We start from the raw sequence: 25,067 nt of genomic DNA, 5'->3' as shown, positions 1-25,067 counted from the left end.
CTTTACACACGGCGTTTGATGCCATATTTCTCTGAAAGGGCTTCTCCTAGTAAATTAAACAGAACCACCACAGCCATGATCACAAGACCTGGGTACAGCATTAACTGAGGATTCGTTTGAATGTAAGATTTCCCTTCATGAATCATCGCTCCCCATTCAGGCATAGGAGGCTGAACCCCTAATCCGAGGAAAGACATCGCAGAAATGTCCATAATCGCCCATCCCATTTCAAGTGTTCCAATGACTGCTAATGGCGGCAGGACATTGGGAATCATATGCTTTCTCATAATGTTCCAATGCGAGGTCCCACTGATTTTTGCAGCTGCAATAAAGTTCTGTTCTTTTAAACTGAGCACCATTCCTCGGAAGACGCGGGCATAATATACCCATTGCACAAGCATCAAGGCAAGTACGACTTGAGGAAGTCCCGGACCGAAGATGCCGACTAATCCAAGAATCAGCACCAGGTTGGGAAATGCCATGACGCCGTCACAGATTCTCATCAAAACATGATCGATCCAGCCGCCTTTGTATCCTGAAAAGAGGCCGACAATTAATCCAATGAATAACGAAGAAAGAAAGATTAATAACGCACAGCCGAGCGAAACACGCGCACCATATAAAATACGAGATAAATTGCATCGTCCTAATTGATCTGTTCCAAGAGGATACTCCCACGAAGATCCCTTTAGCTTCATTGCTAGATTGACAGCAGCCGGATCATGTGGAGCGATCCATGGTGCACATATTGTGACAATGAGCAGGAGACCGAGCAGCAAAGCGCAGATCGAGATCATCTTTTGATGAACGAAGAGATGTTTTACTTTTGTCATCATTGCTGGCGGCCTTCCTTTCTAGAAATACGGGGGTCTATGATCAGCTGAACTAAGTCAACGATCAAGCTGCTCAAGATAAAAATACATGCCGACATGAGGACATAAAATTGAATGACAGGCAGATCTCTGTTAAAGATCGCTTCAATAAAAAAGCGGCCAAACCCTGGCCATGAGAAAACGGCCTCTACAATAATGGTTCCGGTTAACAGCTTGCCAAGGTTCACCCCTAGTCCGGTCAGCATCGGCGATATCGCAATTCTGAACACATGCTTGAACATGATCGATTGTTCCTTCAAACCTCTGATTCTCGCATATTGAACGAAAGGCTCTTGAAGCGCCTCACTCACACTTGACCGTAACAGCCTTGTATACGTAGCAATTAAAGGGACTGCAAGTGTGATCGAGGGCAGAATGAGATGCTCCCATGTTCCAATCCCTTCAACTGGTAAGAGGTCAAGTTTCACTGAAAAAAAGAAGATGAGCAAATACCCCAAGACAAACGTCGGGATAGATGCTCCTAAGAAAGAAATGAGCCGGCTCACATGATCCACGGCACCATTTTTCCTCATGCCGCTGAAAAAGCCGAGCGGAATGCTGACACAAATAGCGATCAGCAGACTGGTAAGCGCCAATTGAATTGTCGCCGGGATTCGATAAATCACCTCATCAACGACAGGCTGATTGGACATATACGACCGGCCGAAATCAAGGTGAATGACTTTTTCAATGGTATGAAGATACTGCATATAAAACGGCTCATCTAAGCCGAATTCACTTCGTTTTTGCGCTAATATTTCATCCGTAGGCTGGATATGAGCCGCTGCTAAATATGCCTCTGCCGGGTCAACTGGCGAGAGGTGAATCATACCAGTTGTGAGCAGTGTGGCTAATAAAAATACAGGAATAATTGATAGCACTCGTTTGACGATATAGCGGCCCATTTCCTTACCTTCTTTCTGTTACTTCAGCTTCATGCCTGTGAAAGGATGTTCATCACGATTTGCAGGGAATTCAAAGTCCTTCACAGCTTTTTGATAAACGGCTGTCTTTTTAAAATAAGAGATTGGCACAATTGCCCCTTGATCCTGTAAAGAGGATAAGACAGACGAATACAGTGCTTTGCGTTTCTTTTCATTTGTTGTGGATGGAATTTCCGTCATTTCTTTGATCAGTTTTTCCTTATTTGGATAGGCTGAAATGGCTTCTTTGAATCCAAAACCATCTGATGAAAGAACGTTCATAAATGTATGCGGATCATACGGCGCTCCGTAGTTGCTAAAGAAGTTCATATCAAACTTATTGGCTTTAAAGCGTTGAACCTGTGTGGCCAAATCCACACCCTCAAGCTTGACGCCGACACCAACGGCTGCCCATTCTGCTTGCAGCGTTTCCGCCATCGCTTTTTGAATTGATTCCGCTGAGTCATACATCATACTAAACTCAAGCTTTTTCCCATCTTTTTCACGAACGGATTTTCCTTTTGGAAGTGTCCAGCCCGCTTCATCCAGCAATGCTTTGGCTTTGTCCACATCATATTTGAAAGACTTCACTTGAATGTGTGACGTATACGGCATATTAGTCGGCAGGATGTGATCTGCTTCATCCTCTAAACCTGAGGTGACCCCTTCTACCATTGATTTTTTATTGAAGGCATATTGAAGGGCATGACGCACTTTCTCATCTGACAGCTGATCCACTTTTGTGTTCATAACAAGCTGTCTCGTTGCAACAGGCTCTGACATTTTCGTTTCATACTTACCGCTTGCTTCCAGCTGTTTGTAGGAATCAAGGCTAATGGTTCCTTCTCCGTAAAGTAAATCCACATCACCTTTTTCAAATGCCATGACTCTCGTTTCCGCATCTGGGATGACCTTTACCTTGATTTCTTTTACCTTTGGTTTTTCTCCCCAATAATGATCGTTTCGTTCGAAAATGGCATAATCATCTTTCTTATATGTTTTTAAAACCCAAGGGCCTGTCCCCACTGGTTTTTCAATTCCTTTTGACGTATCTCCGTTTTTAGGGAAACCTGCTTCACCTAAGAAACGAACTGGACGAACAACGGCTAATTCTTGCACAGTTGGATAGTATGGTGCTGTTAAAGTGAGTTTAAATGTCTTTTTATCAACGGCTTCTGTCTTTTTGATTTTCTTAATGACACCTAACCAGCTATGTAAATCTTTATTTTTTAAAATTGTATCGAAGTTCTTTTTGACAATGTCCGCATTAAATTCAGAGCCGTCTGAGAAAGTCACTCCGTCTCTTAAATGGAACGTATACACCTTGCCATCCTTTGAAACATCCCATGATTTCGCTAATTCAGGTTTCAGCTTACCATTCTTTTGATAGCTGACCAATGGCTCATAAATCATTGATTGCGCAAATAATTGTGATGGGTTGTATACGTGTGGATTCATTTCACCAATATCTCTTGGCCACGCCATTGTGATCATATCAGGATGATCATTATTGCCTTCTGCTCCATTGTTTGTTTGAGAGCATCCTACTAGTAAAAAGAAAATAAGCAGGAATGGTAATACTGAATTTATTTTAATTTTCGGAAAATTTCTCCAAATAGACATAAGTTGCTCCTCCTAATTGATGCTGATAATCATTTTCATTTTAAGGAGGAAGGAAGCCGTTGTCAATATCATATTTGAAACGAAATGACAATACTTATTCCGATTTATTCCATAAATTGAGGAATTTGATAGAAAGAGAGACAGGCTGCTTACGAATGAGCAGCCTGTGAAGAGGTAAATGTTTTTTCTCGCAGCATGTCATGGAGTATATGGATGATACGTTCCTGATCTGCATCTGTCATGCTCGTTCCAGACGGAAGACAAAGCCCCCGCTCAAATAACAGCTCAGATACAGGAGTGCCTTTTTCCGCAGTATAAAAAGGGCAATGACGAAAGAGCGGCTGCTGGTGCAGCGGCTTCCATACATGCCTTGCTTCGATTTGTTCTTTTTCTAAAGCACCAATGATATCTACTGGAGACAATTGTGTGTCACGATCAATGGTCAATGCCGTCAGCCAGCGGTTGGATTTCGTTTCTTGATATTCTGGCATCAAATGAAGTCCCTCTGCTTCTGATAAAGCGTCCTGATAACGCTGAAAAATGCGGCGCTTTTGTTCAACACGCTCGTCCAGCACTTCCATTTGAGCAATCCCGACTCCTGCTAAGAGGTTGCTCATGCGATAGTTGTATCCCATCTCTTGATGCTCATAGTGCATCGCTTTTTCTCTGGCCTGTGAAGCAAGAAAGCGGCATCGTTCAATCGCAGCTTCATCATCACTCACAAGCATTCCGCCCCCTGATGTTGTAATGATTTTATTTCCATTAAAAGAATAGATACCGAACCTGCCCATTGAACCGCTTTTTCTTCCTTTATAAAGCGCACCTAACGATTCAGCGGCATCCTCAATGACTGGTACATCATATGCTTCACACAGAGCCATGATCTCGTCCATTTTTGCACTTTGTCCATATAAATGGACAACGATGACCGCGCGAGGTTTTTTCCCAAGACGTTTTGATTCAACTAAGGCTTTCTCTAAAGCAAGCGGGCACATATTCCATGTCTCCCTTTCAGAATCAATAAAAACAGGCTCCGCTTGTTCATATAAAATCGGATTTGCCGTTGCAACAAACGTGAGGGTGGAACAAAAGACAATGTCTCCTTTTTGCACACCTATCAGCTTTAAAGCAAGGTGAATCGCTGCTGTTCCTGAAGATAAAGCCGCTCCTGTCTTCACTCCTGCATAGTCCGCCACCGCCTGTTCAAATTCATTCACAAGCGGTCCAAGCGGCGCAATCCAGTTGCTCTTGAAGGCTTCCTCTATTTTGAGATACTCTTTTCCGCTCATATGCGGAGGAGATAAGTAAATTCGCTTCCTTTCTTTCATCACTTCCCACCTTCTCTCCGATCTTTGATTTCTACTGCAGGAATTCCTACAGCGACCTTCTGATCATGTATATCTCTTGTCACTGCTGCTCCAGCACCAATGACGGACCAGCTTCCAATCGTTATACCCGGTGTCACCACGGCACCAGCCCCAATATGGGCACCTTCCCGCACGGATACACCGCCAGTCAGCACCGCGCCTGGTGACAGGTGCACAAACGATTCGAGTATACAGTCATGCTCGGCGATAGACCCTGTATTTATAATCGTATGCTCACCGATGGCTGCATCTGCTTGAACCACTGCCCTTGCCATCACAACAGTCCCCCTTCCAATGACAGATGACGGACTCATGACCGCCTCTGGGTGAATCAATGTGGCATATGCTGTGTCTTCAAATGAAAGGCGTTCCTTCATGAGCTGTCTGATCTCATTTTGTCCGATCGCAATCAGCCATTTCATATGAGGCATTGTCTCTTTCAGCTGCTCACTCATGGAGATCGGTCCATACAAAATCCCGCTTTGAGTGACCGTCTCTTCAAATTGATCATCTAACACCGCACATAATGAGTAATCGGCATGTGCAAAAATGAGATCTTGAATGACTTTGCTATGTCCTCCGGCCCCAATTAAACCAATGGTTTGCTTCTTACATATTGGTTCCTTTAAATTTTTCAGCTGTGGCATGATCCGGCTGCTGCACCCCCTCTGTTTTCATGACTTTCAGCAAGGTCATCCATAAAATTTTCATATCGAGCCAAAACGATTGATGCTCGACATACCAAAGGTCATAGGTGAATTTCTCCTCCCAAGAAAGCGTGTTCCGGCCGTTCACCTGTGCCCATCCTGTTATGCCGGGCTTCACAAGATGACGCCTTGCTTGTTCTTCTGTATACATAGGCAAATACTCCATTAAAAGCGGTCTTGGCCCGACAAGACTAAGCTCTCCTTTGAGTACATTGACTAGCTGCGGCAATTCATCAAGACTAAGCTTTCGAATCAAGGCACCGGTTTTTGTTAATCGCAAATGATCTGGCAGCAGCACCCCATGTTCGTCTCGTTCATCTGTCATCGTCCGAAATTTATATAGCATAAAAGGCCGGCCATACAGACCAGGCCGCTTCTGCCGAAACACCACAGGCGTTCCAATTTTCCATCTAATCAGTCCATAGATGAGAAGTAAAAGAAGACTGCCTGCGATGAGCAGCGTCAATGCCACCATCACATCTATCATTCTTTTCATCATTGCATCTCCTTTTCATATTAGCGGGAGACCGCATGTTTTACCTTACGCATCAGCTGCATCCGCTCTCGTTTCGTTCCTGCAAACACATACAAGTAGCCCATATAGAGAATGAAACAAAGCCCTCCAATACAAAACAGCTCCCACCATGAAGTCACGTTATATACCGCCTGAATCCCCGCACAGATGCCCCAAATAAATAGCCCTCCAGCAAGTGGAACCAGTGTATGTTTATAAAAGATAGTGCGTTTCTGATTCGTGATCCTGGCCGTATAAAATGGCAGAAACACAATATTTTTAATCAATAAAACCATTGCCCCCGCTGATGCAATGCCATATAAACCAAGCTGCAGCATATGAGTCAATCCATAGGCAAAAAGCACATTAGATACACCTAATATAAGGGTGACAACTGCAGGAACTTTCAATCGATTAAACACGGTCGGCACATATGTGAGCGGTAAAAACATCAAGGTCAAACATAAATAAGCCGCATGAATCATGAGAAGCCATTTCAGCTCCTCAAAAGCAGGCCCAAGCCATAAAAGCATGAGTGGACCAGCGAGACCTCCTAGAAGTGCGGCTGGGAACGCAACAAATAAGCCGCTCCACTTAATGGCGTTTGCAGCATATTGAATGAGTCCCTCTTTGTCCTGATTCGAATAAAATTTCGTGATCGTTGGTGCAAACACAACGGCCAGTGTCCCTGCCAGTGTGCGTAATAATAATGGAAACTGTAAAATTGCCGCATATTGGCCCGTTGCTTCCGCTCCAATGAGCAAGTTGGTCATCAATAAATCAATTTGTAAAAACAACAAAATCCCCATTTGCTCAAATGAATGCCAGACCCCTGATCGAACAAGTGTGAGACTAGACGATAATGAGACGTGCCTCCACTTAAACGAAAACCAAGGGATGAGTTTCTTAAAATAATAGATACCGATTCCCATAGCCGCTAAGCTTCCAATGACGGCCGCAAGCGGGATATGCCAAATGGCTGGTGTCGTCCATGTAAACAGGATGACAATCATCAGTGCCCTCAAAAACATTTGAATCGCCTGTCCAATACTTGATACATAGAGCTTATTCGCATAAAACGGTGCAGCCCCAATGCCAGACATGACGAAATTGAGCATAAATAAAAGACCCCCTAAAATAAAGGCGGTCTGTGTGTCTTTTGCGAGATGAACAGGTACATGAAGCCATTCAACCAGCTGATGAGACACGAAAAGACAAAGCAAAAAGAGACTAATAGATAGTAAAAACGAACTGACGAAATAGGAAGCGAGATAGCGCTGCGCCTTCTCCATCTCTCCTTTATGAGCCGCCACAGAAAAAAATCGCACAACAACCGCACTTAACGAAGCCGTAATGACCGATAAATAGTTGATCATATTTTGCGTCAGATGGATTAAGCCGAATGCTTCCACTCCAAGCGTATGAACAATATAAGGTGTTAAACAAACAGACATAAGCATCATCAGGACAAATGTGATTAAGTTCGCACTGGCATTATAAAGAAATGCTCGATTCATTGTGCTTTCACGCAGCGTTTAAGAGCCCTCATCCAGCTTCCTCTCCCTTTTGACCGCTTGTTTTCATCAACTGATGAACGGCCTCTTTCACAGCGGCCTCATTTGGTTCTTTTAAAAGGGTCATAAACGGAAGATGAGCCACCCACTCAAAACCCTCCATCACCTTATGATCAAACGATCTAAGGACAACACACGGTGTATGAGTGATCGCACAAAAGATCATGCCATGCAGACGATCTGTCACGACGACCTGCGCTTGTTTTAACTCCGTCCACAAAGACGTTAACTCCTCTAAGCGAGTTGTTCGATCGACTCGTCTGCCAATTGTCGTTGTGATCAAACCGACTTGATCATATGTCTCTTGGATATGCTGCTGCAGCTGCTGGCGCTCCTCCTTTGTGAGATACGCTTCTTGATCCTCACGCAGACAAAGCAGAACCCCTTCACGTGTTTCATCCTTTGATGATTCGTCTAATGACAGCACCATATCAGGCTGTTTCCACACATCTTGATCAGGAAAATGAAGCTTCATCCATTCATAGGTTGTTTGATCTCTTGCCATGAGGAGCAGTCTTGGATGCTGACTATACGTGTGAATGGCGCGTTGTTCCTCTCGTTTCCCTCTCTTTGTTTCTGTAAAATGTACAGTAGCAGGCAGCTGGATCATGGGATAGGACTTGAAGGTCTTGATGATAAATTGTCTCGTCCATTCTTCGTACCGGTATAAATCCCCCATATTGCCCCCACCGATCATACAGACGATGTCTTCTGGATGCCGGCTGCGCTTTAGCGGACGGGCAAGGCGGTAGATCTCTTTCATGTCCACTTCTATGATGTCATAGGCTGGAAAGTGTTTCTTTAAAAAACAATAACTCGCATAGGCAATCGCATGATCCCCTAAATTATCATGGCCCGGCAGCAGCGTGAGAATGATTTTCTTCTGATGACTCAGCTCTGGCAGCCTTTGGCGGCTCAGTCTATACTCAAGCGGATATTTGACCTTTAAGAGCAGCCACTCTGCGGTTTTTGCCTTCAATTGCTGCACTGTCAATCCCATCACCCCTATTTCCTTGTCTGATATTCGATCCATTTTTGATAGCTAGAAGCCGCGGCAGAAAGCGGATAAACCAATCGGCACTTAGCAAGAAATAAAATCATTCGTTTTCGTACTGTGAGCTTCGATGGTTCCACTTGTTTGACGGCATGCTGAAAGGCATCATGTGTGACCATTTCACGCATGTGATCAAGCTTTTCCTGAAGAGAGAGATCATTTTGGCTCTTCCATTCGTTGAGCATACAATGAAGCGTATGATTGACGATAAAAAAGTCTAATGCTTTCTCATACATAGAGATGTCATCATGCTCTTTTAAAAAAGAGCGCTGTGCATGATAAAAGATCAGTCCATGATGAAAATACTGCTTCTGATATCGCTGTACAATAGATGACAGATGAACCCTGTAATAATAAAGAGGCTCATGAACAAAAGCGATACTGCGTGCTAAAGAAAAACAGCGCAGCGTCACATATTGATCTTCAATGTTCTCAAGCTCACCCCGCAGCGGAAATCGAATGTGGTGTTTTTCCATAAAGGCACGCCGATACAGCTTATTCCATGAGAATCCAGTCAAGTCTCCGTGTAATAACGCTTTGATTACATCCGTTTTTTCGGCTGAGCGCTTGTCTAACAGCGTCGTTGCTATCGTTCGCTTTGACTGTTCAAATTGAATCCAATACTCGCTCACAACAAGATCTGCCCCGGTCATTTCGGCTTTTTCATACATAGCTTCACAGTAATGAGGAGCGAGAATATCATCTGAATCCACAAAGGCGAGATACGTCCCTTTCGCTTCCTCGATGCCCCGGTTTCTCACAGCGCCTAATCCTTGATTGGATTGATGGATTACCCGGAAACGCTCATCACGCTCAGCAAATGCTTCAAGCCATTCACCGCTGCGGTCGGTCGATCCATCATTGATAAGAATGACTTCTATATCGGAAAAACTTTGATCTGCAATTGATTGAAGACATTGCTCCACATATTGACTCGTATTGTAAACTGCGACCAATAGACTGATAGCTGGCATTACAGCATGCCCCACCTTTCTTCAAATCTACTTATTAAATATCGTTCTATACGGCAAAACCGAAGAATCGAACGGCATCAGCATGATGCTGTACAGAATATAGCAAACAGCAATCCCTACATACATAAACACATTAGACCGCTGATCAAAAATGCGTGTGAAATATGGCAGTAAAATGAGCTGATACAAGCCAAAATAAATATGAAATCTTGCATAAATGACATCCTTCGTTGCAAGGATGCCAAACAAGAAACCAAGCAAACAAAAATTCACAATGTAATCACTCTCAGGCGTCAGCTCACGAAGTCGTTTTCGATAAAAGAAAGCAAGCAGAAGCGGCAAAATCAAGACACCGATTTTTGTCACATTCATTCCATTCGTATTCGTTGTGAGCCATTCCTCGTAATGACCATATGAACTGCCTTGCAGCATCACGACAAACACCGAGACAAAACGGTCATAAAGAGCGGTTAAGCCTAAGAACACCAGGCATAAGACCAGCATCATCCAAGACCAAGCCTTTGTTCTCACAATAAAATACACAGGAATCATGATGAGAGCGGATGAATGAAACAATGAACATACAAGGACGAGCGGAAAATACAATTTCCACTGACCATTGATCACCAACCGGATGGCATAAAAAAGAATCGCTGCCACCATATACTGGCGCATGCCATTAAATGACGCATAATAATGAAAGGTTCCAAGAAAAAGCAGCATACTCAGCTCAAATGGACGGCCATATTGAATAAGCGTCTTGATGATAAAAAAATAAGTAATGGCTCCGACTGAGATATACATGATTTGCGGATCATGAGACAGTTGATTAAGCATCCATAAAATAAACGTAAACCCTGGATCCGTTGCGGCCTTCTCCACACCGAAGCCGAATATATGCCAAGGCTTTTCGTAGTTGATGGAGAACTCATACATCTGGCCGTATGTGACAAAATCGGTTCCTACTTTATAGCGAATACCAGCTACGATACAAAGAAACAGAAACGGAAAAAACACCAGAAGCTTATTAGGCCGCCATCCGCTTTGAATGGTATCATCACGCCTGCCGTAAAATGCGGCAAAGCTCGACCATAAATAGACCATGATCATGTTCACCAAATAAACCGCCATCTGCCCTTCCTTCCTTACAGTCCATATAGATTCATCACACGTGTAATATTCTGTTTCACATCAAATCCTCTTTGTTCAAGCTGAGAGGTAATGGTCTCTTGAAGAGGAGGTTCTGCATGATATGCTTCAAGCACCGCCTTCATCCATTCATGCGCGGAATCTCGCAGAGACATCCTTTTCACAAGCCCGCAGCCTAAATCTACTTCCTCTGTAATATGATCTGAAATCACACAAGGCAGACCAGACGCCTGTGCTTCCACTAATACAAGCGGAAGACCTTCAAACAGGGAAGGCATCACAAATACATCAAATGCTTTCATATATTGTGGAACGTCTGATACGACGCCTGTAAAGACAATGTCCTCCATCAAGCCTGCCTTCTCTGCATACGATTCGACTACTTGCTTCAGTGGTCCATCTCCTACGAGGACAAGCTGAAATGAAACCCCTTGCTTCTTTAAGGTCTGTGCCAGCTCTATAAAAAAAACATGATTTTTTTGCTCATGGAACCGCCCAATATGACCAATGACCATGTTTTTTCCGCAAAGATGAAGCTGCTTTTTGATCTCTGCCTTTTCGTCTGGATCAGGCTGAAAAAAAAGGGATAAATCTATCCCATTTGGAAGCACCTCAACTTGCCCGTTCTGCATTTTTTTCTGTCCAAATAAAAAGACACCGGCATCTTCGCCGCATGCAACAAGCTGTGTAGAGAATGCAAAGATCAGCTGGCGAAATCCTTTGAGCATCATATGATCCAGCCAGTTTGGCGACTGCTTCCACGCTGTATTATGTGAATGGCAAATGCGCACCTTTACACCCGCTAGTTTGGCAGCAAGTGCGGAAAAACCCGTCTGAAAATCCGTATGTGCATGCACTGCCTGATAGGGCCCTGTTTGCCTAATTGTCTTGGTCAATGTTTTCACAAAAGCAACCGGAGAGGACGCCCCAATACTTGGGACGTAAAAGATGCGTCCCCCAAGCCGGCGAATTTCCTCATCATAATCACAGACGTCCTGTCGGTGGGTAATGAAATCGAATTGAAGGACATTTCTGTCAAGTGCACGATAGATGTTCATAATCATCGTTTCGGCTCCGCCGCGGTTCATCCCGCCCACAATATGAAGCACGCGCTTTGGCTCACTCATCTTGAACCGCCCTCCTCTTCAGCATAGACGCCGCCAGCTTCCGGCGATGATAAAGCTTCATGATCTTCGGTGACAAGCAGGCACGAACCACCGGTTTTAGAGCAAATAAATAGTCAAGCGGCGACAGCTTTAATAGCCAGCATGCTTTCAAAACGAGCCAGGCATTATCCATTGAATATCGAAACTTTCGCCGCTGAAAGGCCGCTTCATCCTCTCTCACCAGATATAACGGCTCTTGTAAATTAAAACCTTTCCTCCCAGCAGCAAAAAAGCGGATCCAAAGATCGATATCTTCCATCCGCCTTGTTGTTTTTACAGAACGATAGCCTTGTAAAGCCTTGTAAGCAGAAGCCCTCATCATAATGGTCCCATGACAAAAAGGAGTCCCTCTTGCCAACACCTTCCGATCAGGCTCTGAAACAAGTGCCCGCACACCCTTTGTTCCCGTTTCATCAAAAACCGTCATTGCCGTACCGACTACATCATATTCAGGATATGTATCGAGGAAATGAACCTGTTTTTCTAAACGAACAGGCACTGATAGATCGTCGCCATCCTGCCTTGCAATCAACTCTCCCCTCGCTTCAGCCAGGCAGCGATTGAGACTGGCAGCGAGTCTTTGATTTTGTTGATTGCGGATCAGGCGAATTCTTTCAGGATGTCGTTTTGTATAAGACAGCACTTTCTCATAAGTGCCATCTGTTGAGGCGTCATCACATATGATGAGCTCCCAGTTTTCATATGTTTGATGAAGAATAGATTCAATGCTTTCTTCTACTGTCTCTTGGCAATTGTAGACGCCCATGATCATAGACACCTTTGGTTTATGCATGCTGTATCACCTTCTCTGCTTGATCCATATAGATTGTATAAATTTCTTCCATTGCACTGACCGTCTGCTCCTGTGCAAATGCATGAGCCATAGAGCGTCCCGCTTTTCCCATGAGGGGCAGCTGATCTTTTTTGTCGTAGAGCTGCTGCAAGTAATCAGCTAAACTATTCACATCTTGCGGTTTAACTAAAAAACCATTGACGCCATGTTTGACAAGCTCACAATGTCCTCTATTCTCCGTTGCAACCACAGGTTTTTCTGCCGACATCGCTTCAAGCAGGTTCATGCCGAGCCCTTCTCTCAAGCTGGTGGAAACACATACATCGCTTATATGCATCCATTCCTCCATTTGTTTGCAAAACCCAGCAAAGTGGACATGATTTTCAAGATGGAGCTGGCGGGTAAGCTTTTCATAGTTCGGCCTCATTGTCCCTTCCCCGGCAAATACGATCTTTATATTTGGTATTTTCCTAGACAGCTGTGCACATGCTTTGATGAGCATCCCTTGATTTTTATTCGTATTTAATTCACCAGCACACAGCACGATAAAATCTTCCGAGGAAAAGCCATAGGCTGCGCGAAGGCTCTGCTTCTCTTTTTCATCGACAGGTGCGAACCGCTTCATATCCACACCCATACCGGGCACATAATAAACAGATGTCCGCTCTTTTGATAGACGGTCGGCTCTTTTAAAATCTTCTCCATTAATGGTGATCAGAGCGTCTGTATAGCGGGCGAGAAATCTCTCTATTGGATAATAGAGCAGCCAGTTTTGAAGCGGCGCCCCCTGCCAAAAGTGAAAGCCATGTGCCGTGTAAAGAACCTTCGTTCCTTTTTTGCGCGTACCTTTGGCTGCGAGCCTGCCAATGACACTTCCCATTGGTGTGTGGCAATGGATGAAATCATAGTGCTCTTTCGCTAACAGCTTCTTCAGTTCTACATACGCAAGCCGGTTGCGTACATGAAAAGGAGACCGCTGAATCGGAATCAAGTGAGCTTGATTCACATAGGGCAGCTCCAGCTGGCCGTTTGCCGCTGTATGCACTTCCCATCCTTGTTCCTGAAACCACCGGAAATACGGAAGATGAAAGGCCTTAAAGTGATAATCAACCGTTGCGCAAAACAAGACTTTTTTCTTCATTGGCAAGCGCTTCCTCCTCTCGTGCCATCTGATCGGACAACATATCATGCGACTCAATGGCAGCAAATAATGCTTGTCTCATCTGCTCTTCACTCATCATGTCAAATTCATGGATAAAACGGTTCAGCACATATGGGTCACCATCCAGCGCATGGCCGATGTGAATTTTCGGGAAGATTTGCTCCTGTGCTTTTTCATGCTGGTTGAGTAATTCCTCGTACATTTTCTCTCCAGGACGAATGCCTGTGAAAGTGATTGGAATCTGGTCTGTGGTGTAGCCTGAGAGGTGAATGAGGTTTTCTGCGAGGTCCACGATTTTCACTGGCTCCCCCATATCTAAAACAAAAATCTGTCTTCCTTCTGCCAGTGCACCTGCCTGAATCACAAGCCTTGATGCTTCTGGGATGGTCATAAAATATCTTGTCATGGCTGGGTGCGTGACCGTCACCGGCCCGCCTTGCTCGATTTGTTTCTTAAAAATAGGGATGACGCTCCCTCTGCTTCCGAGTACATTTCCAAATCGAACGGCGACAAATTTTGTTTCGCTGCTTGCCCCCATTTGCATGATCAGCATTTCAGCAAACCGCTTTGTGGCTCCCATCACATTGGCAGGGTTGACCGCTTTGTCAGATGAGATGAGGACGAATGTTTCAATGCCGTGCTCGTGTGCGGCTTCTGCGACATTTTTTGTCCCGATAATATTGTTTTTCACAGCTTCTTTCGGACTGATCTCCATGAGCGGGACATGCTTATGTGCCGCAGCATGATAAATCATATCCGGCTGAAATTGACCAACGATTTCACTCATTTTCTGTTTATCTTGAATATCCGCAATTTGTGGATAGAGTCTGATGCTGCCTCCATATAATTCTTTCAGCTCTAGTAAAATAGAATGAATGCTAAATTCTCCATGTCCCACAAGTACAATCGCTTGAGGAGCAAACACACAAATTTGACGGCAGATTTCTGATCCAATTGATCCGCCTGCCCCTGTGACCATGATTGTTTTTCCCTTTAAATGAGCAGATAGACGGCTCGTATCTAATTGAATCGGTTCTCTCCCTAGTAAATCCTCTGGCTGTACATCCCGTAATTGATTCAGCGCATGGGTTCCTTTTAAAATCTGCTCCATTTCCGGCATAATCTGTGTTTTGACTCCGGTCGCGACACATTCCTTATACAGCCCTTTTAAGGTGTGGCTGCTTTTGGACGGAATGGCGATGATGATCTTCTGAATATCCATCATCACGACAGCTGTTTGAATTTGTTCTTTTCCTCCTATAACAGGCAGACCCATAATTTCAAGCCGATGTTTCGTCTTGTCATCATCGATGAAGGCGACTGGCTCAATATGTACATCACTCGATTGCTGAAGCTGACGAACGAGCATGGTTCCTGCTGATCCGGCACCAATAATTAAGGCCCGCTCTTTTTCTGCCTGAAGCCGTTTGGCCCCGTCATGAAATAGCCTAGAAGCCATACGAGATGCACCGATGAATAAGATATGAAAAAGCCACACGATGAATAAAAACCGAAATGGCCATGTCTGCACGAAAAGGTACAGCATCGTCATCGAAAATAAAAAAGAACACACAAAGGTCTTCATTAAAGAAAATAACTCTCTTACTCCTGTATAAGCCCATACTTGCTTGTACACATGAAACATGCAGGCAAATATATGGTGCCCAATGAGCAGACTGAGTGAAGAAATGGCGAGCATTTCAAATGTATAAACGGTTAAAGCCGCCTCTTGGACAAATTGAAAACCAAAAAAGACGGCAACTAAGATGAGATATGAATCTAGTGCTACGATGATTGATAATCTTTGGGCGTAAGTCAACGCTCCTCCCCCTTTTTAAAGCATCACTATTCTTACGTAACATGGGCATCAAACCCGTCCTCACATCCCACTACTGATGACGAGCATCTAAGGCACGGTTATGCCCACAGCAGGATCGAGTGCCTCCATTGTTAAAGATTAGGAGACATCACCTATCAATCTTTTTAATACATATACAGCCTGCCCTTTTTCTCTTTCTTGCCATTTAGCATAGCTCCAAGCAGTTTACTTGTTGTTCCTTCTAATACTTCTTTTGATTTCTTCACAGCAGCAATCTTTGTTTTGCCGCTTAAGACAACGAGAATGCTCCCATCCGTCCGGTTCGCCAAAATCTTTGCATCTGCAACTGGCAGAAGCGGTGTGGAATCAACAATCACCATGTCATATTGCTGTTCAATCTCATAAAATAACTGCTTCATTACAGAAGAGGAGAGCAGCTCAGCTGGATTCGGCGGAATGGTTCCGCTCGGAAGCAGCTCTAAATGCTCAATCGGTGTCGGTAAAATGGCTTCTTCCAAGCTGCAATTATTTAATAGCACATTCGTCAAACCGGTATGATGACTCAAGTCAAAATATTCATGGACAACCGGCTTTCGCAAGTCAGCATCCATGAGCAGCACCCGCTTGTTCTGCTGTGCAAAAACAGCTGCTAAGTTTGCAGCCGTAAATGATTTCCCTTCCTTCGGTAAGGAGGAGGTCACTAATATCGATTTCAGCCTTGTTTGGATCGATGTGAATTCGATGTTTGTTCGGATCGTACGGAATTGTTCCGCAATGACAGAGTGAGGATTTAATACAGAAATACAGGATAAATCTCTCTTTTCTCTTTTCTTCCTCTTAAAGATCAATGTTCTGTCCTCCCGTTATGACGGACTGCTTGTCTTTTTTGGCCCTCCTGTCTGCCTGCATCTGATAGACACTGCCAAGCGACGGCAATCCGATCTCTTCTCTTATTTGATGTGTTCGTTTTACAGTATCATCGAGTAAATTCATTAAGAAAATGAGTGTCATGCCCCCTAATAAAGAGGCGCCTAGTGCCAGAACGATATGAACGAACTTCCTTGAATTCATCAGAATCGTGTTGGACAGCTTGGCTTCAGACAAAACATTAATGCGATCCATATTCATTGTTTTTTTGATTTCTTCTTGCAGCACCTCTGTTGCGGTATTCGCAATGGCGACTGCCTTCGCGCGATCCTCATCTTGTACAGAAATATTGATGACCTCAGACTCATTTTCTGTACTTGTGGCAATTTTGTGTTTTAGTCCTTCTGCTGATTCTGTGAGATGGAGTGTTTCTTTTACTTTTTCAATGACGATTGGGCTTTTTAATAAAACTTGAAAGGTACGTGTATATTGAAGGTTCATCTGAATATCGTTTAAATCTGCTTGTGCGTCATTGCTGCGTTTATGAACAAGAATTTGAGTGGTTGCCTGATATACAGGAGTCGAGACATAGAACTGATAATAGGCTGAAATGCCCGTTACGATCAGGACAATCAGGATCAGAAGGGCCATTTTCTCTTTAATGACAGAAAACAGCTGCTTAAAACCTATATTCTCATTCATAGATACCTCCCGATTTCATCATAAAAAGGTTATATATGGTTTCTTTTTGTTAATGATTGGATTATAAAAGATAATACCCGCAAAGAAAAATGTCATAATAGGTCTTATAGTTCTTTTTAAAGAACGAAATCGTTCGTTTTCTTTTGTTTACTTCCTGATTCTTACGTTTTTGAATTTTATAAAGAACAATTTATTTCTTATAATGAACGAAAAGGTCGCAGAACTATTCGCCGGTGAGAAGGGAGATCATTGATCGAATGATAGGCAAGGTGATACGCATTTACCGAAAGAGAAAAGGATACTCGATTCAGCAGCTGGCTGAGGATGCTCATGTCTCTAAGTCATATTTGAGCAAAATTGAGCGTGGTGTCCACAGAAATCCATCTGTCCAGTTCTTAAAAAAGGTATCTTCTTCACTAGAGATTGATTTACAAGAGCTGTTTGATGCAGAGACGATGATGTTTCATTACGCTGAGGGTGGTGAACACGAATGGCGGGAGCATATCGTAAGTGCCGTCCAATCAGGCATGCCTAAAGAAGAGCTCTATCAGCTGCTCCAAACGTACCGAAAGGAGCAGGAAGAGAAGTCGTTACATGTCACCCATAGAAAGCTGACCGATTCAAATATCACAGAGTGGAAGCGTCTAATGAGTGAAGCAAAGGCAATTGGCTTAAGCATTGAGGAAGTAAAAGCTTTCCTCAACAACATGGGAGAACGCCGGGCGTAAGCCTTTCAGGAAGAATGATTGCGGGGAGAGGCGTTTGACGCTTCGATGAAAAAGAGCCTTTGATTCATGAAAGGCTCTTTCAGACTGTTGATAAAGGGCTAAAATGATTTTTATTTTAGCCCTTTGTCTTCTTTTCAGCGTGATAGAAAACCTTTGCAGCCCTAGGAAGGGCGAGTACCGGAGCGGAGCGAATTGAAACATTCGTGAGCACCGGAGCGCAGACCTGCGGGCGAATGCGAGGGTTTGTCTGCACGCTGAAAGAGCCTTTGTTTCATGAAAGGCTCTTTTTTCTGTTATTCTTCTTTTTTTGTTCGTGCTTTTTTCGTTATGTCATTGTTTTTCCAATAGGCCCATAGTGATGTAATTCCCAGAAAGGCCAGTGTGATGAATTGCTGAACGCCTTCTTCATCAATAGGAATTGGGCTTTTTCCCGCAGCAGTTAGCGCACTGTTAACAAGCGCCAGTAAAAGCAGCACAAGCCTTGCAATCGTACCTGCACTAATTTTTTGAACCTCCAACTGTAACCCCTCCCTTTCTTCTTCTCACGGGCGGTATTGCTCGTTCTCTCTCATATGTATGCATCAGCCGAATGAATAGAAGAACGAATCAAAAAAAGAGACATCATTCCTATATGCGGAATGATGCCTGATTTCATTTGCTATTTATTTAGAAAACATCTCTTTTGCTTCATCCAATGCCATTTTATTGCCTAGAGCTGAGTAATCGAGCCAAGGCTGATCGGCAATCGGATAGACTTGGTTTTTCTTCACTGCTTTTAGACCTTTCCAAATCGGAGTCTTTTCTAATTGCTTGAATGCCTGCTGCGCTTTATCATCACGGTTGACAACGACAAAGATCGCATCAGCATCATAATCAGGAAGAACCTCTTGAGAAATCACTTCAAATGGGCGCTTGCTGTCCAGCTTTTTCACACCATCGACAGGTGTCAGGCCTAAATCCTCGTATAAAATAGGACCCATTGGGCGCTTCATGCTAAATACGCGAAGCTCCTTTGCTGTCACACGGATCGCCATGACTTTTCCGTTTCCAATCTTTTTCTTGATGAGCGATTTGACCTCTTTTGCTTCTTGATTGTAATTCTTAATATATTGATCCGCTTCTTTTTCTTTATTGACGTGTTTGGCGATTTTTTTCAAATGATCCCGCCATGTGCCATCATTTAAATTAAACACTTCTGTTTTGGCGATCTTCTTATATTTCGATAAGTCTTGTCCGGCTAATTCTTCATCAACATAAATGACATCTGGTTGTAACGCAAGCAGTGATTCCATATCTGGATCAGATGCAATGCCGAGCTTCTTCGTCTGACTCAGCTGCTTTTTCGCATGTGGAAGGAAATCTTTTAAGTCTCCTCCTACAACAGAGCCCGCCGGTTTGATACCGAGTGCTAACAAGTCATTTGTTAAATGAATAGACAAGGAAGCAATCTTTGGTGTGCCATTGGTCTTTTCATTTGTTGTATTCTTTGTTTCCTGTTGTCCACAAGCGGCAAGCAGCAAGAAACAGAGCGTTAATCCAAATACTAGTAGTTTTTTCATGATGAGTTCCTCTTTCATATTTATTTCGTTTTAGTTAATAAATAGAGAAAATACGGGGCACCGATAAAGGCCACGACCACACCCGCCGGTATGGCATTTGGAGCAAAGATGGAACGTCCGATTGTATCGGCACTGACCAAAATCAACAAGCCAAGCAGCGCACTAACTGGTAAGAAATACTGATGCAGTGAACCGACAAGCCTCCTAGCCAAATGCGGGGCGACGAGGCCAATAAAGCCAATACCACCTGTCATTGAAACACTTGCACTCGCGAGGCCTACCGCTAAGGTCAAGAGGAGAAGACGTTTACGCTGGACACGTACACCTACACTTGAGGCGACAGCATCTCCTAATGTCAATGCATTGAGCGTGTTTGTCTGCATCAGCGTAAGCGGCACAAGGCATACAATCCAAGGCAGAAGCGCCAGCACATGAATCCAGTCTCTCCCCCATACATTGCCCACAAGCCACCTTGAAGCAAACGTGTATGTATCTTCATCCAGCTTCAATGACAAATATAAGGTGAGTGCACTAAATCCCGCAGCAACCGCAATGCCAACTAAGATCAGCCGGATAGGAACAAGCCCTTCATGCCGGTCATATGCAAGAAGCACGATGACAGCTGCCGCAAGCAGTCCGCCGCCAAACGTAAAGAGCGGAATAAGAAGAGACGGATTGCCTTCAAGTGCGTGAAAATATGTCACAAACACAATTAAGCCAAAGGCTGCCCCTGCATTCAATCCAATAATCCCAGGATCGGCCAGCGGGTTACGGGATAAGCTCTGCAAAATGCCGCCAGCAATGCCAAGACCAATACCAGCTAACATCGTCACCACAATTCGAGGCAGACGATAGTCAAACAGCACCGTTTCACTTTGGAAATCTCCAAAGCCAAATAACGTCTTGATGACCATGACAGGGCTTAGTTTCAGCGTACCGGTATTTAAACTATACAGCACCACAGCCGCACTCAGGCAAAGCAAAACGAGTGTCACGACAAGAGCACGCTGTTTCTCTCTCATGACAGGTTCCTCCCTTCTTTTCTGGCAATGTATAAGAAGAAAGGAACACCAACAAGTGCCACCATCACGCCAATGGCAAGTTCTCTTGGCGGATTGACTGTACGGCTGGCAAGGTCTGCAAAGACAAGCAGCATTGCGCCTAGTATCGCTGACATCGGAATGACGAAACGATAGTCTACACCAACAAGCTTTCGTGCAATATGAGGGATGACAAGACCGACAAACCCAATCGATCCGACTGCTGAAACAGAAACTCCTGCTAATAACACAGCAGCAGTCATTCCTAGTATTCGCACTTGCCGTGTTTTCACCCCTAAATTTGCCGCTGTATCTTCACCGAGCGATAGTAAGGAAAGTGACCGACCTAATAGCATTGCCCATACGATCACAATTAGAATAACCGGAGCGAGAATCGTCAGCTGCGGCCATTTCACACCAGCTACCCCGCCTGCATACCAAAAAGCCAAATCCTGACTCAGGTCAAAATAAATCGCGATCCCAGAGCTGAGCGCATGAAGCAATGCGGCTACAACCGCTCCTGCCACAGTGAGGCGCAGCGGTGTCAATACGCCGCCAGCCGCACCAATCGCAAAGATCAGCAGCGTACTGAGCACAGCACCAATAAAGGAAAAAAACATCAGTGCTGAATAAGGTATTCCTGGAAAAAAAGCAAAACAGAGAGCGACCACAAACATCGCACCTCCATTAATGCCCAAAATCCCCGCATCTGCCAGTGGATTTCTTGTGATGCCCTGCATAAGAGCACCCGCTACGGCAAACGCCGCTCCCACTAGAGCTGCCCCTAAAACACGAGGGAGTCTTAATTCATGGATGATCTGCTGCTCTGTAACATTTGACTGGTAGTCAAATACAGCTGTCCAAACCGTTTGCAGAGACAATGTTTTTGCACCGTATGACACAGCAAAAAACATGGCAGCCGCTAAACCAATGACGGCGAGAAAAAATATCAAAAAGAACAGAATATGTGATGATCGTTTTTGTTGAGGTTTTCGCTTATCCTGCAAAATCGGTGTCATCCTTTTCTTCATTAAAAGTCAGTTTGAAAATGAGAATCATAATCAACAAAATTATAGCCGCCAGCCTCTAAAAAATCAATGTACACCCTATTTTTTAATTAATGAAGGTATGTGCGGAGCAGAGAAAGGAGATTTCTTTTTGCCGCTCAGAACGGCCTATCATTTTTTCTCATAGTTTAATAGGAAAATAGTTGACATTTCGCATGAATATCCCCTAAAATTACAAAAGTAAGTCAAATGTTATAAAAATATTACAAACAGATGTCAAACTAATAAAGAATGACCCGTCATGAGAGGAGATTTGAAAGTTGTGTCAGTAAAGGGAAAATGGAGTATCGTCCTATTTGCGCTTGCAGTCGTCATTGGAGCAGTTGCTTTCTTTCAAAATCAACAAGCAAGCGGTACAGAGAAGAAAAATGTAAAGCAGGATACGAACTATAAAAACGTAGAAATTGTCACTCTCGTAAATGACGGGAAATTTATGAGATATGCAGTCAACTATCCTCTTTTTCATCAAAAAGAGCTAGATGATAAGATTCAAAGCTATGCCAATTCGGCATTAGAGCATTTCAAAAAAACATTCAGTGAAGCAAAGGATATCGATGAACATAAACGCTATGAACTGAATATTGATTATGAAATGGTGCACTATGCAAAGCAGTCTGCTGCCATTCGTTTTACGACCTATACGTATACTGGCCAGCAAAATGGAACCACCAATCATCTCACGATTAACTTTGATTTTCAGAAAAAAACCTTTCTTGACACAAAAGATCTATTTCTGTCTAAAACCAATTATTTAAAGAAATTATCCTATATTACATATACAGAGCTTCGGAAGGACAAAACCTTATCTAAGGATCAGCCTCTCCTTCAGAAAGGAACAGCCCCTGATGCTCAAAACTTCAGTCAATTTGCCTTGAAAGACAAATATGTAGAATTTTATTTCCCTGCATCTCAAGTAGCCGCAGAGGATCTTGGTCCGCAAACACTCGCGATCAAAAAGACATTGCTGAAGGACATATTAAAGCCAGAATATATGGATAAACTGAAAAATAAAAATGAAATGAAAGAACCGAATCCAAAAAGAAAAGCCGTCAAGCTGCCGCAAAAATCAAAGCTTGATCCGAATAAAAAAGCCATCGCACTCACATTTGATGATGGACCGAATCCAGCGACAACCTCAAAAATTTTAGATGCGCTGAAGGCAAATAAAGGACATGCTACCTTTTTCGTATTAGGCAGCAGGGTGCAATATTACCCTGGAATGCTTGCCGATATTTTAAAAGGCGGGAATGAGATCGGAAACCATTCCTACAATCACCCTTTATTAACAAGACTGCCTTTAGATGAAGCGGTGAAACAAGTGAAGGACACCCAGCAGCTGATTGAGAAAGCGAGCGGATATACACCTACGCACTTTAGACCGCCATATGGCGGTACAAATCAAGATATCAATCATGCAATTGGGATGAAGGTCACTTTGTGGGATGTTGATCCAGAGGATTGGAAAATCCGCAACAGCCAGCAAATCACAAACCGCGTTCTCTCACATGCAGCCGATGGCAGAACAGTGTTAATGCACGATATTTATGAAAGCTCAGCCCAAGCAGCCGTAAAGATCATTCATGAACTCACCAAACAAGGCTACCAGCTCGTCACAGTGAGTGAACTTGAACAATTAAAAAAAGAACGACAATCTAAAACCCCTGTAGAGTAAACAGGGGTTTTCTTTTATGACTCCAAAGACTTTTTTTGTTTCAATAATGCTTGAAATGTCTCTTCAAGCTCTTGCGACGGCTCAATACTTAAACGGCTGAGCACTTCAGACAGCTGCATATCAATTAACAGAAGCTCCTCTTCTCTATTTGTCACAGCTGGTTTTTCTTCCTTTTGTTTATAGGCTTCATATGTGCCGTCAAATCCTTCAATACGTTCCTCATGAATATGGAAAATACGAGTGGCAACCTCTTCAATCAGCCTGCGATCGTGGGAAACAAACACAACGGTACCTGGGTAATCCTTCAATAGACCTTCAAGTGCTTCAACTGCCGCCAGATCTAAAAAATTCGTCGGTTCATCCAGCATGAGAACATTGGCATCACTGACGAGCAAGGACGCAAGCATCGTCTTCACCCGTTCTCCCCCGCTTAATACCTCAACAGGCTTGTGCACATCATCCCCTCTAAATCCTAGTCTCGCCAAAACCGTTCGAACCACTGTTTCATCTTGAACTGCCTCTTTCAGCGCATTTTGTAAAATCGATTCATCTACCTTCAATCCTGAAAGATCCTGACGAAAATAGGCTAGCTTGACAGCCTCTGAACGAGTAACTCCGGGATGTCCATTCACTAACATACGGAGAAATGTCGTTTTTCCGCTCCCGTTCTTTCCGATAATGGCAACCTTGTCTCCGCCCCTCACTTCCACATTCGCCTGCCTCCAAAGCACTTTATCGCCCGCCTTGCCATCTACATTTTCCACTCTCAAAATGGTACGGCTTGCAGTTTCCTTCATCGTATGCTGAGTCATGTGAATGGGCTGAATGTCCTTTACCTTCTCAACCTTTTCTAATTTCTCCATCCTTGTTTCAATGGATTTGGCTGTTTTTTGCAGCTTTTTTTGCTTATTTGCATAGTAGGGCTTTGCAATTTTAGGTCCTGAGGATTTCACCTTTTGGGAGGGCTTTGTCGCTTTGTCCGCCTTTTTCTTTTTCTTTTCCAGTGCATGCTCTAACTGTTTTTTCTTTTGTGTATAGGCTTCATACGCTTCCACCTGCTGACGATGTGCTAGCTCTTTTTGCTGTGCAAAATGTGTGTAATTGCCTTTGTAATGATGAAGCTTCCCATGATCCAGTTCCCAAATCTCCGTACATATTGCATCTAAAAAAGCACGATCATGTGAAACAACAATGAGAGCTCCTTGATAATGACGCAGCTTATCTTCCAGCCACTCAATATGCTCTGTATCCAAATGAGTGGTCGGTTCATCTGCTAATAAAAGGGCAGACGGCCGGCTTAATGCTCTTTCAATATAAGTTTGGGTCATTTCACCGCCACTCTGTCTGCCGTCTCCTTGTTTCAATTGAGGAAGCAGCGTACAGACCGCTGTGGCGGCAACCGTGCCGCTGTCTGGTGTTTCCTGTCCTGCCAGCACATGCAATAAAGTCGTTTTTCCGCTGCCATTTGTCCCTACAAGACCAATGCGATCACCTTGATGGATGGCTAGCTCCTCAATATCAAATAACAAGCGATCTTTTCGAAATACCTTTAACTGATTGGCTTTTAGTAACATCCAATCCTCTCCTTTCGTATCAGGAGACATGAAAAAGCCTCCCATTCTCAGAATAGGAGGCAAAATGGTGTACAAAAATAAGCGGATTGATCCAGTATGGTGTGCCGTTCCTATTTGAACGCACACATCCCACGTATCAATCATCTCATTCTTTGATTCCC

Annotated in this window: 23 protein-coding genes; 2 read left to right on the top strand and 21 right to left on the bottom strand. The window is 43.8% G+C overall.

Translation table 11 applies throughout. The annotated features are described in order from the left end of the window. Positions 1-2: 2 nt before the first annotated feature. The 16 genes from nikC to JJ692_RS05295 all read right to left on the bottom strand — a co-directional run bounded on the left by nikC (position 3) and on the right by JJ692_RS05295 (position 17,266). Complete coding sequence (nikC, locus tag JJ692_RS05370; protein WP_024423513.1) at positions 3-836, bottom strand: nickel ABC transporter permease subunit NikC; 834 nt, start codon at positions 834-836, stop codon at positions 3-5. Further along, positions 833-1,777 (bottom strand): nickel ABC transporter permease subunit NikB, encoded by a 945-nt coding sequence (nikB, locus tag JJ692_RS05365; RefSeq protein ID WP_024423514.1) that lies wholly within the window; start codon positions 1,775-1,777, stop codon positions 833-835. The genes nikC and nikB overlap by 4 nt, the downstream gene beginning before the upstream one ends. Before the next feature lie 18 nt (positions 1,778-1,795). Further along, positions 1,796-3,418: a nickel ABC transporter substrate-binding protein gene (nikA, locus tag JJ692_RS05360; RefSeq protein WP_024423515.1), complete on the bottom strand. Its 1,623-nt coding sequence runs from the start codon at positions 3,416-3,418 to the stop codon at positions 1,796-1,798. 149 nt (positions 3,419-3,567) lie between these two features. Further along, positions 3,568-4,746 (bottom strand): DegT/DnrJ/EryC1/StrS family aminotransferase, encoded by a 1,179-nt coding sequence (locus JJ692_RS05355; protein ID WP_206534306.1) that lies wholly within the window; start codon positions 4,744-4,746, stop codon positions 3,568-3,570. Then, a complete protein-coding gene (locus tag JJ692_RS05350) occupies positions 4,746-5,432 on the bottom strand; it encodes an acetyltransferase (RefSeq protein ID WP_206534305.1) in 687 nt (228 codons plus the stop codon). The genes JJ692_RS05355 and JJ692_RS05350 overlap by 1 nt, the downstream gene beginning before the upstream one ends. Next, positions 5,395-5,988 carry a sugar transferase gene (locus tag JJ692_RS05345; RefSeq protein WP_133744547.1) on the bottom strand — a complete coding sequence of 198 codons (594 nt, stop codon included), beginning with the start codon at positions 5,986-5,988 and terminating at the stop codon, positions 5,395-5,397. Before JJ692_RS05345 ends, JJ692_RS05350 begins: the two co-directional genes overlap by 38 nt. Before the next feature lie 20 nt (positions 5,989-6,008). After that, positions 6,009-7,523, bottom strand: coding sequence for an MATE family efflux transporter (locus tag JJ692_RS05340; protein ID WP_206534304.1), 1,515 nt, complete (start codon positions 7,521-7,523; stop codon positions 6,009-6,011). Positions 7,524-7,551: 28 nt separating this feature from the next. Further along, the gene (locus JJ692_RS05335; protein ID WP_241258049.1) at positions 7,552-8,574 is read right to left on the bottom strand and encodes a polysaccharide pyruvyl transferase family protein; all 1,023 of its coding nucleotides are present in this window, start codon (positions 8,572-8,574) and stop codon (positions 7,552-7,554) included. Positions 8,575-8,585: 11 nt separating this feature from the next. Further along, the gene (locus JJ692_RS05330) at positions 8,586-9,608 is read right to left on the bottom strand and encodes a glycosyltransferase family 2 protein (protein WP_206534302.1); all 1,023 of its coding nucleotides are present in this window, start codon (positions 9,606-9,608) and stop codon (positions 8,586-8,588) included. A 27-nt stretch (positions 9,609-9,635) separates the two neighbouring features. Continuing rightward, positions 9,636-10,739, bottom strand: a complete 1,104-nt coding sequence (locus JJ692_RS05325; protein WP_024426091.1) for an EpsG family protein — start codon at positions 10,737-10,739, stop codon at positions 9,636-9,638. 14 nt (positions 10,740-10,753) lie between these two features. Continuing rightward, positions 10,754-11,884, bottom strand: a complete 1,131-nt coding sequence (locus JJ692_RS05320; RefSeq protein WP_034621438.1) for a glycosyltransferase family 1 protein — start codon at positions 11,882-11,884, stop codon at positions 10,754-10,756. After that, entirely contained in the window at positions 11,877-12,716 is an 840-nt protein-coding gene (gene epsE / locus JJ692_RS05315) for a glycosyltransferase EpsE (protein ID WP_024423524.1), read from the bottom strand. Before epsE ends, JJ692_RS05320 begins: the two co-directional genes overlap by 8 nt. Then, positions 12,709-13,857: a glycosyltransferase family 4 protein gene (locus tag JJ692_RS05310; protein ID WP_206534301.1), complete on the bottom strand. Its 1,149-nt coding sequence runs from the start codon at positions 13,855-13,857 to the stop codon at positions 12,709-12,711. Before JJ692_RS05310 ends, epsE begins: the two co-directional genes overlap by 8 nt. Next, positions 13,823-15,697, bottom strand: coding sequence for a polysaccharide biosynthesis protein (locus JJ692_RS05305; protein WP_122631941.1), 1,875 nt, complete (start codon positions 15,695-15,697; stop codon positions 13,823-13,825). Before JJ692_RS05305 ends, JJ692_RS05310 begins: the two co-directional genes overlap by 35 nt. Before the next feature lie 164 nt (positions 15,698-15,861). Further along, the gene (locus tag JJ692_RS05300) at positions 15,862-16,545 is read right to left on the bottom strand and encodes a CpsD/CapB family tyrosine-protein kinase (RefSeq protein WP_206534300.1); all 684 of its coding nucleotides are present in this window, start codon (positions 16,543-16,545) and stop codon (positions 15,862-15,864) included. Further along, entirely contained in the window at positions 16,535-17,266 is a 732-nt protein-coding gene (locus JJ692_RS05295) for a YveK family protein (protein WP_024423528.1), read from the bottom strand. The genes JJ692_RS05300 and JJ692_RS05295 overlap by 11 nt, the downstream gene beginning before the upstream one ends. Before the next feature lie 257 nt (positions 17,267-17,523). On the opposite strand from JJ692_RS05295, the gene slrR reads away from it, so the two are divergent. After that, positions 17,524-17,994, top strand: a complete 471-nt coding sequence (slrR, locus tag JJ692_RS05290) for an HTH-type transcriptional regulator SlrR (RefSeq protein ID WP_024423529.1) — start codon at positions 17,524-17,526, stop codon at positions 17,992-17,994. Between the two features lie 293 nt (positions 17,995-18,287). Here slrR and JJ692_RS05285 read toward each other — a convergent pair whose 3' ends face one another. The 4 genes from JJ692_RS05285 to JJ692_RS05270 form a co-directional block, all read right to left on the bottom strand. Beyond that, on the bottom strand, positions 18,288-18,512 hold the full coding sequence (locus tag JJ692_RS05285) for a phage holin (RefSeq protein WP_024423530.1): 225 nt from the start codon (positions 18,510-18,512) through the stop codon (positions 18,288-18,290). Positions 18,513-18,656: 144 nt separating this feature from the next. Next, a complete protein-coding gene (locus tag JJ692_RS05280; protein ID WP_370880892.1) occupies positions 18,657-19,556 on the bottom strand; it encodes an iron-hydroxamate ABC transporter substrate-binding protein in 900 nt (299 codons plus the stop codon). Positions 19,557-19,573: 17 nt separating this feature from the next. After that, a complete protein-coding gene (locus tag JJ692_RS05275; RefSeq protein ID WP_044333952.1) occupies positions 19,574-20,575 on the bottom strand; it encodes a FecCD family ABC transporter permease in 1,002 nt (333 codons plus the stop codon). Continuing rightward, the gene (locus tag JJ692_RS05270; protein ID WP_081372098.1) at positions 20,572-21,600 is read right to left on the bottom strand and encodes a FecCD family ABC transporter permease; all 1,029 of its coding nucleotides are present in this window, start codon (positions 21,598-21,600) and stop codon (positions 20,572-20,574) included. Before JJ692_RS05270 ends, JJ692_RS05275 begins: the two co-directional genes overlap by 4 nt. Before the next feature lie 322 nt (positions 21,601-21,922). On the opposite strand from JJ692_RS05270, the gene JJ692_RS05265 reads away from it, so the two are divergent. Beyond that, on the top strand, positions 21,923-23,332 hold the full coding sequence (locus JJ692_RS05265) for a polysaccharide deacetylase family protein (RefSeq protein WP_024423534.1): 1,410 nt from the start codon (positions 21,923-21,925) through the stop codon (positions 23,330-23,332). Between the two features lie 14 nt (positions 23,333-23,346). Here the strand turns inward: JJ692_RS05265 and abc-f are convergent, their stop codons facing one another. Then, positions 23,347-24,906 (bottom strand): ribosomal protection-like ABC-F family protein, encoded by a 1,560-nt coding sequence (gene abc-f, locus JJ692_RS05260; RefSeq protein WP_024423535.1) that lies wholly within the window; start codon positions 24,904-24,906, stop codon positions 23,347-23,349. Positions 24,907-25,067 lie beyond the last annotated feature (161 nt).

It is taken from the genome of Bacillus sp. 3a (assembly GCF_017161885.1).
Taxonomy (GTDB): Bacteria; Bacillota; Bacilli; order Bacillales; family Bacillaceae; genus Bacillus; species Bacillus safensis.
Note: the sequence above shows the minus strand (reverse complement) of the source record. Positions and strands in the feature narration are given on the sequence as shown.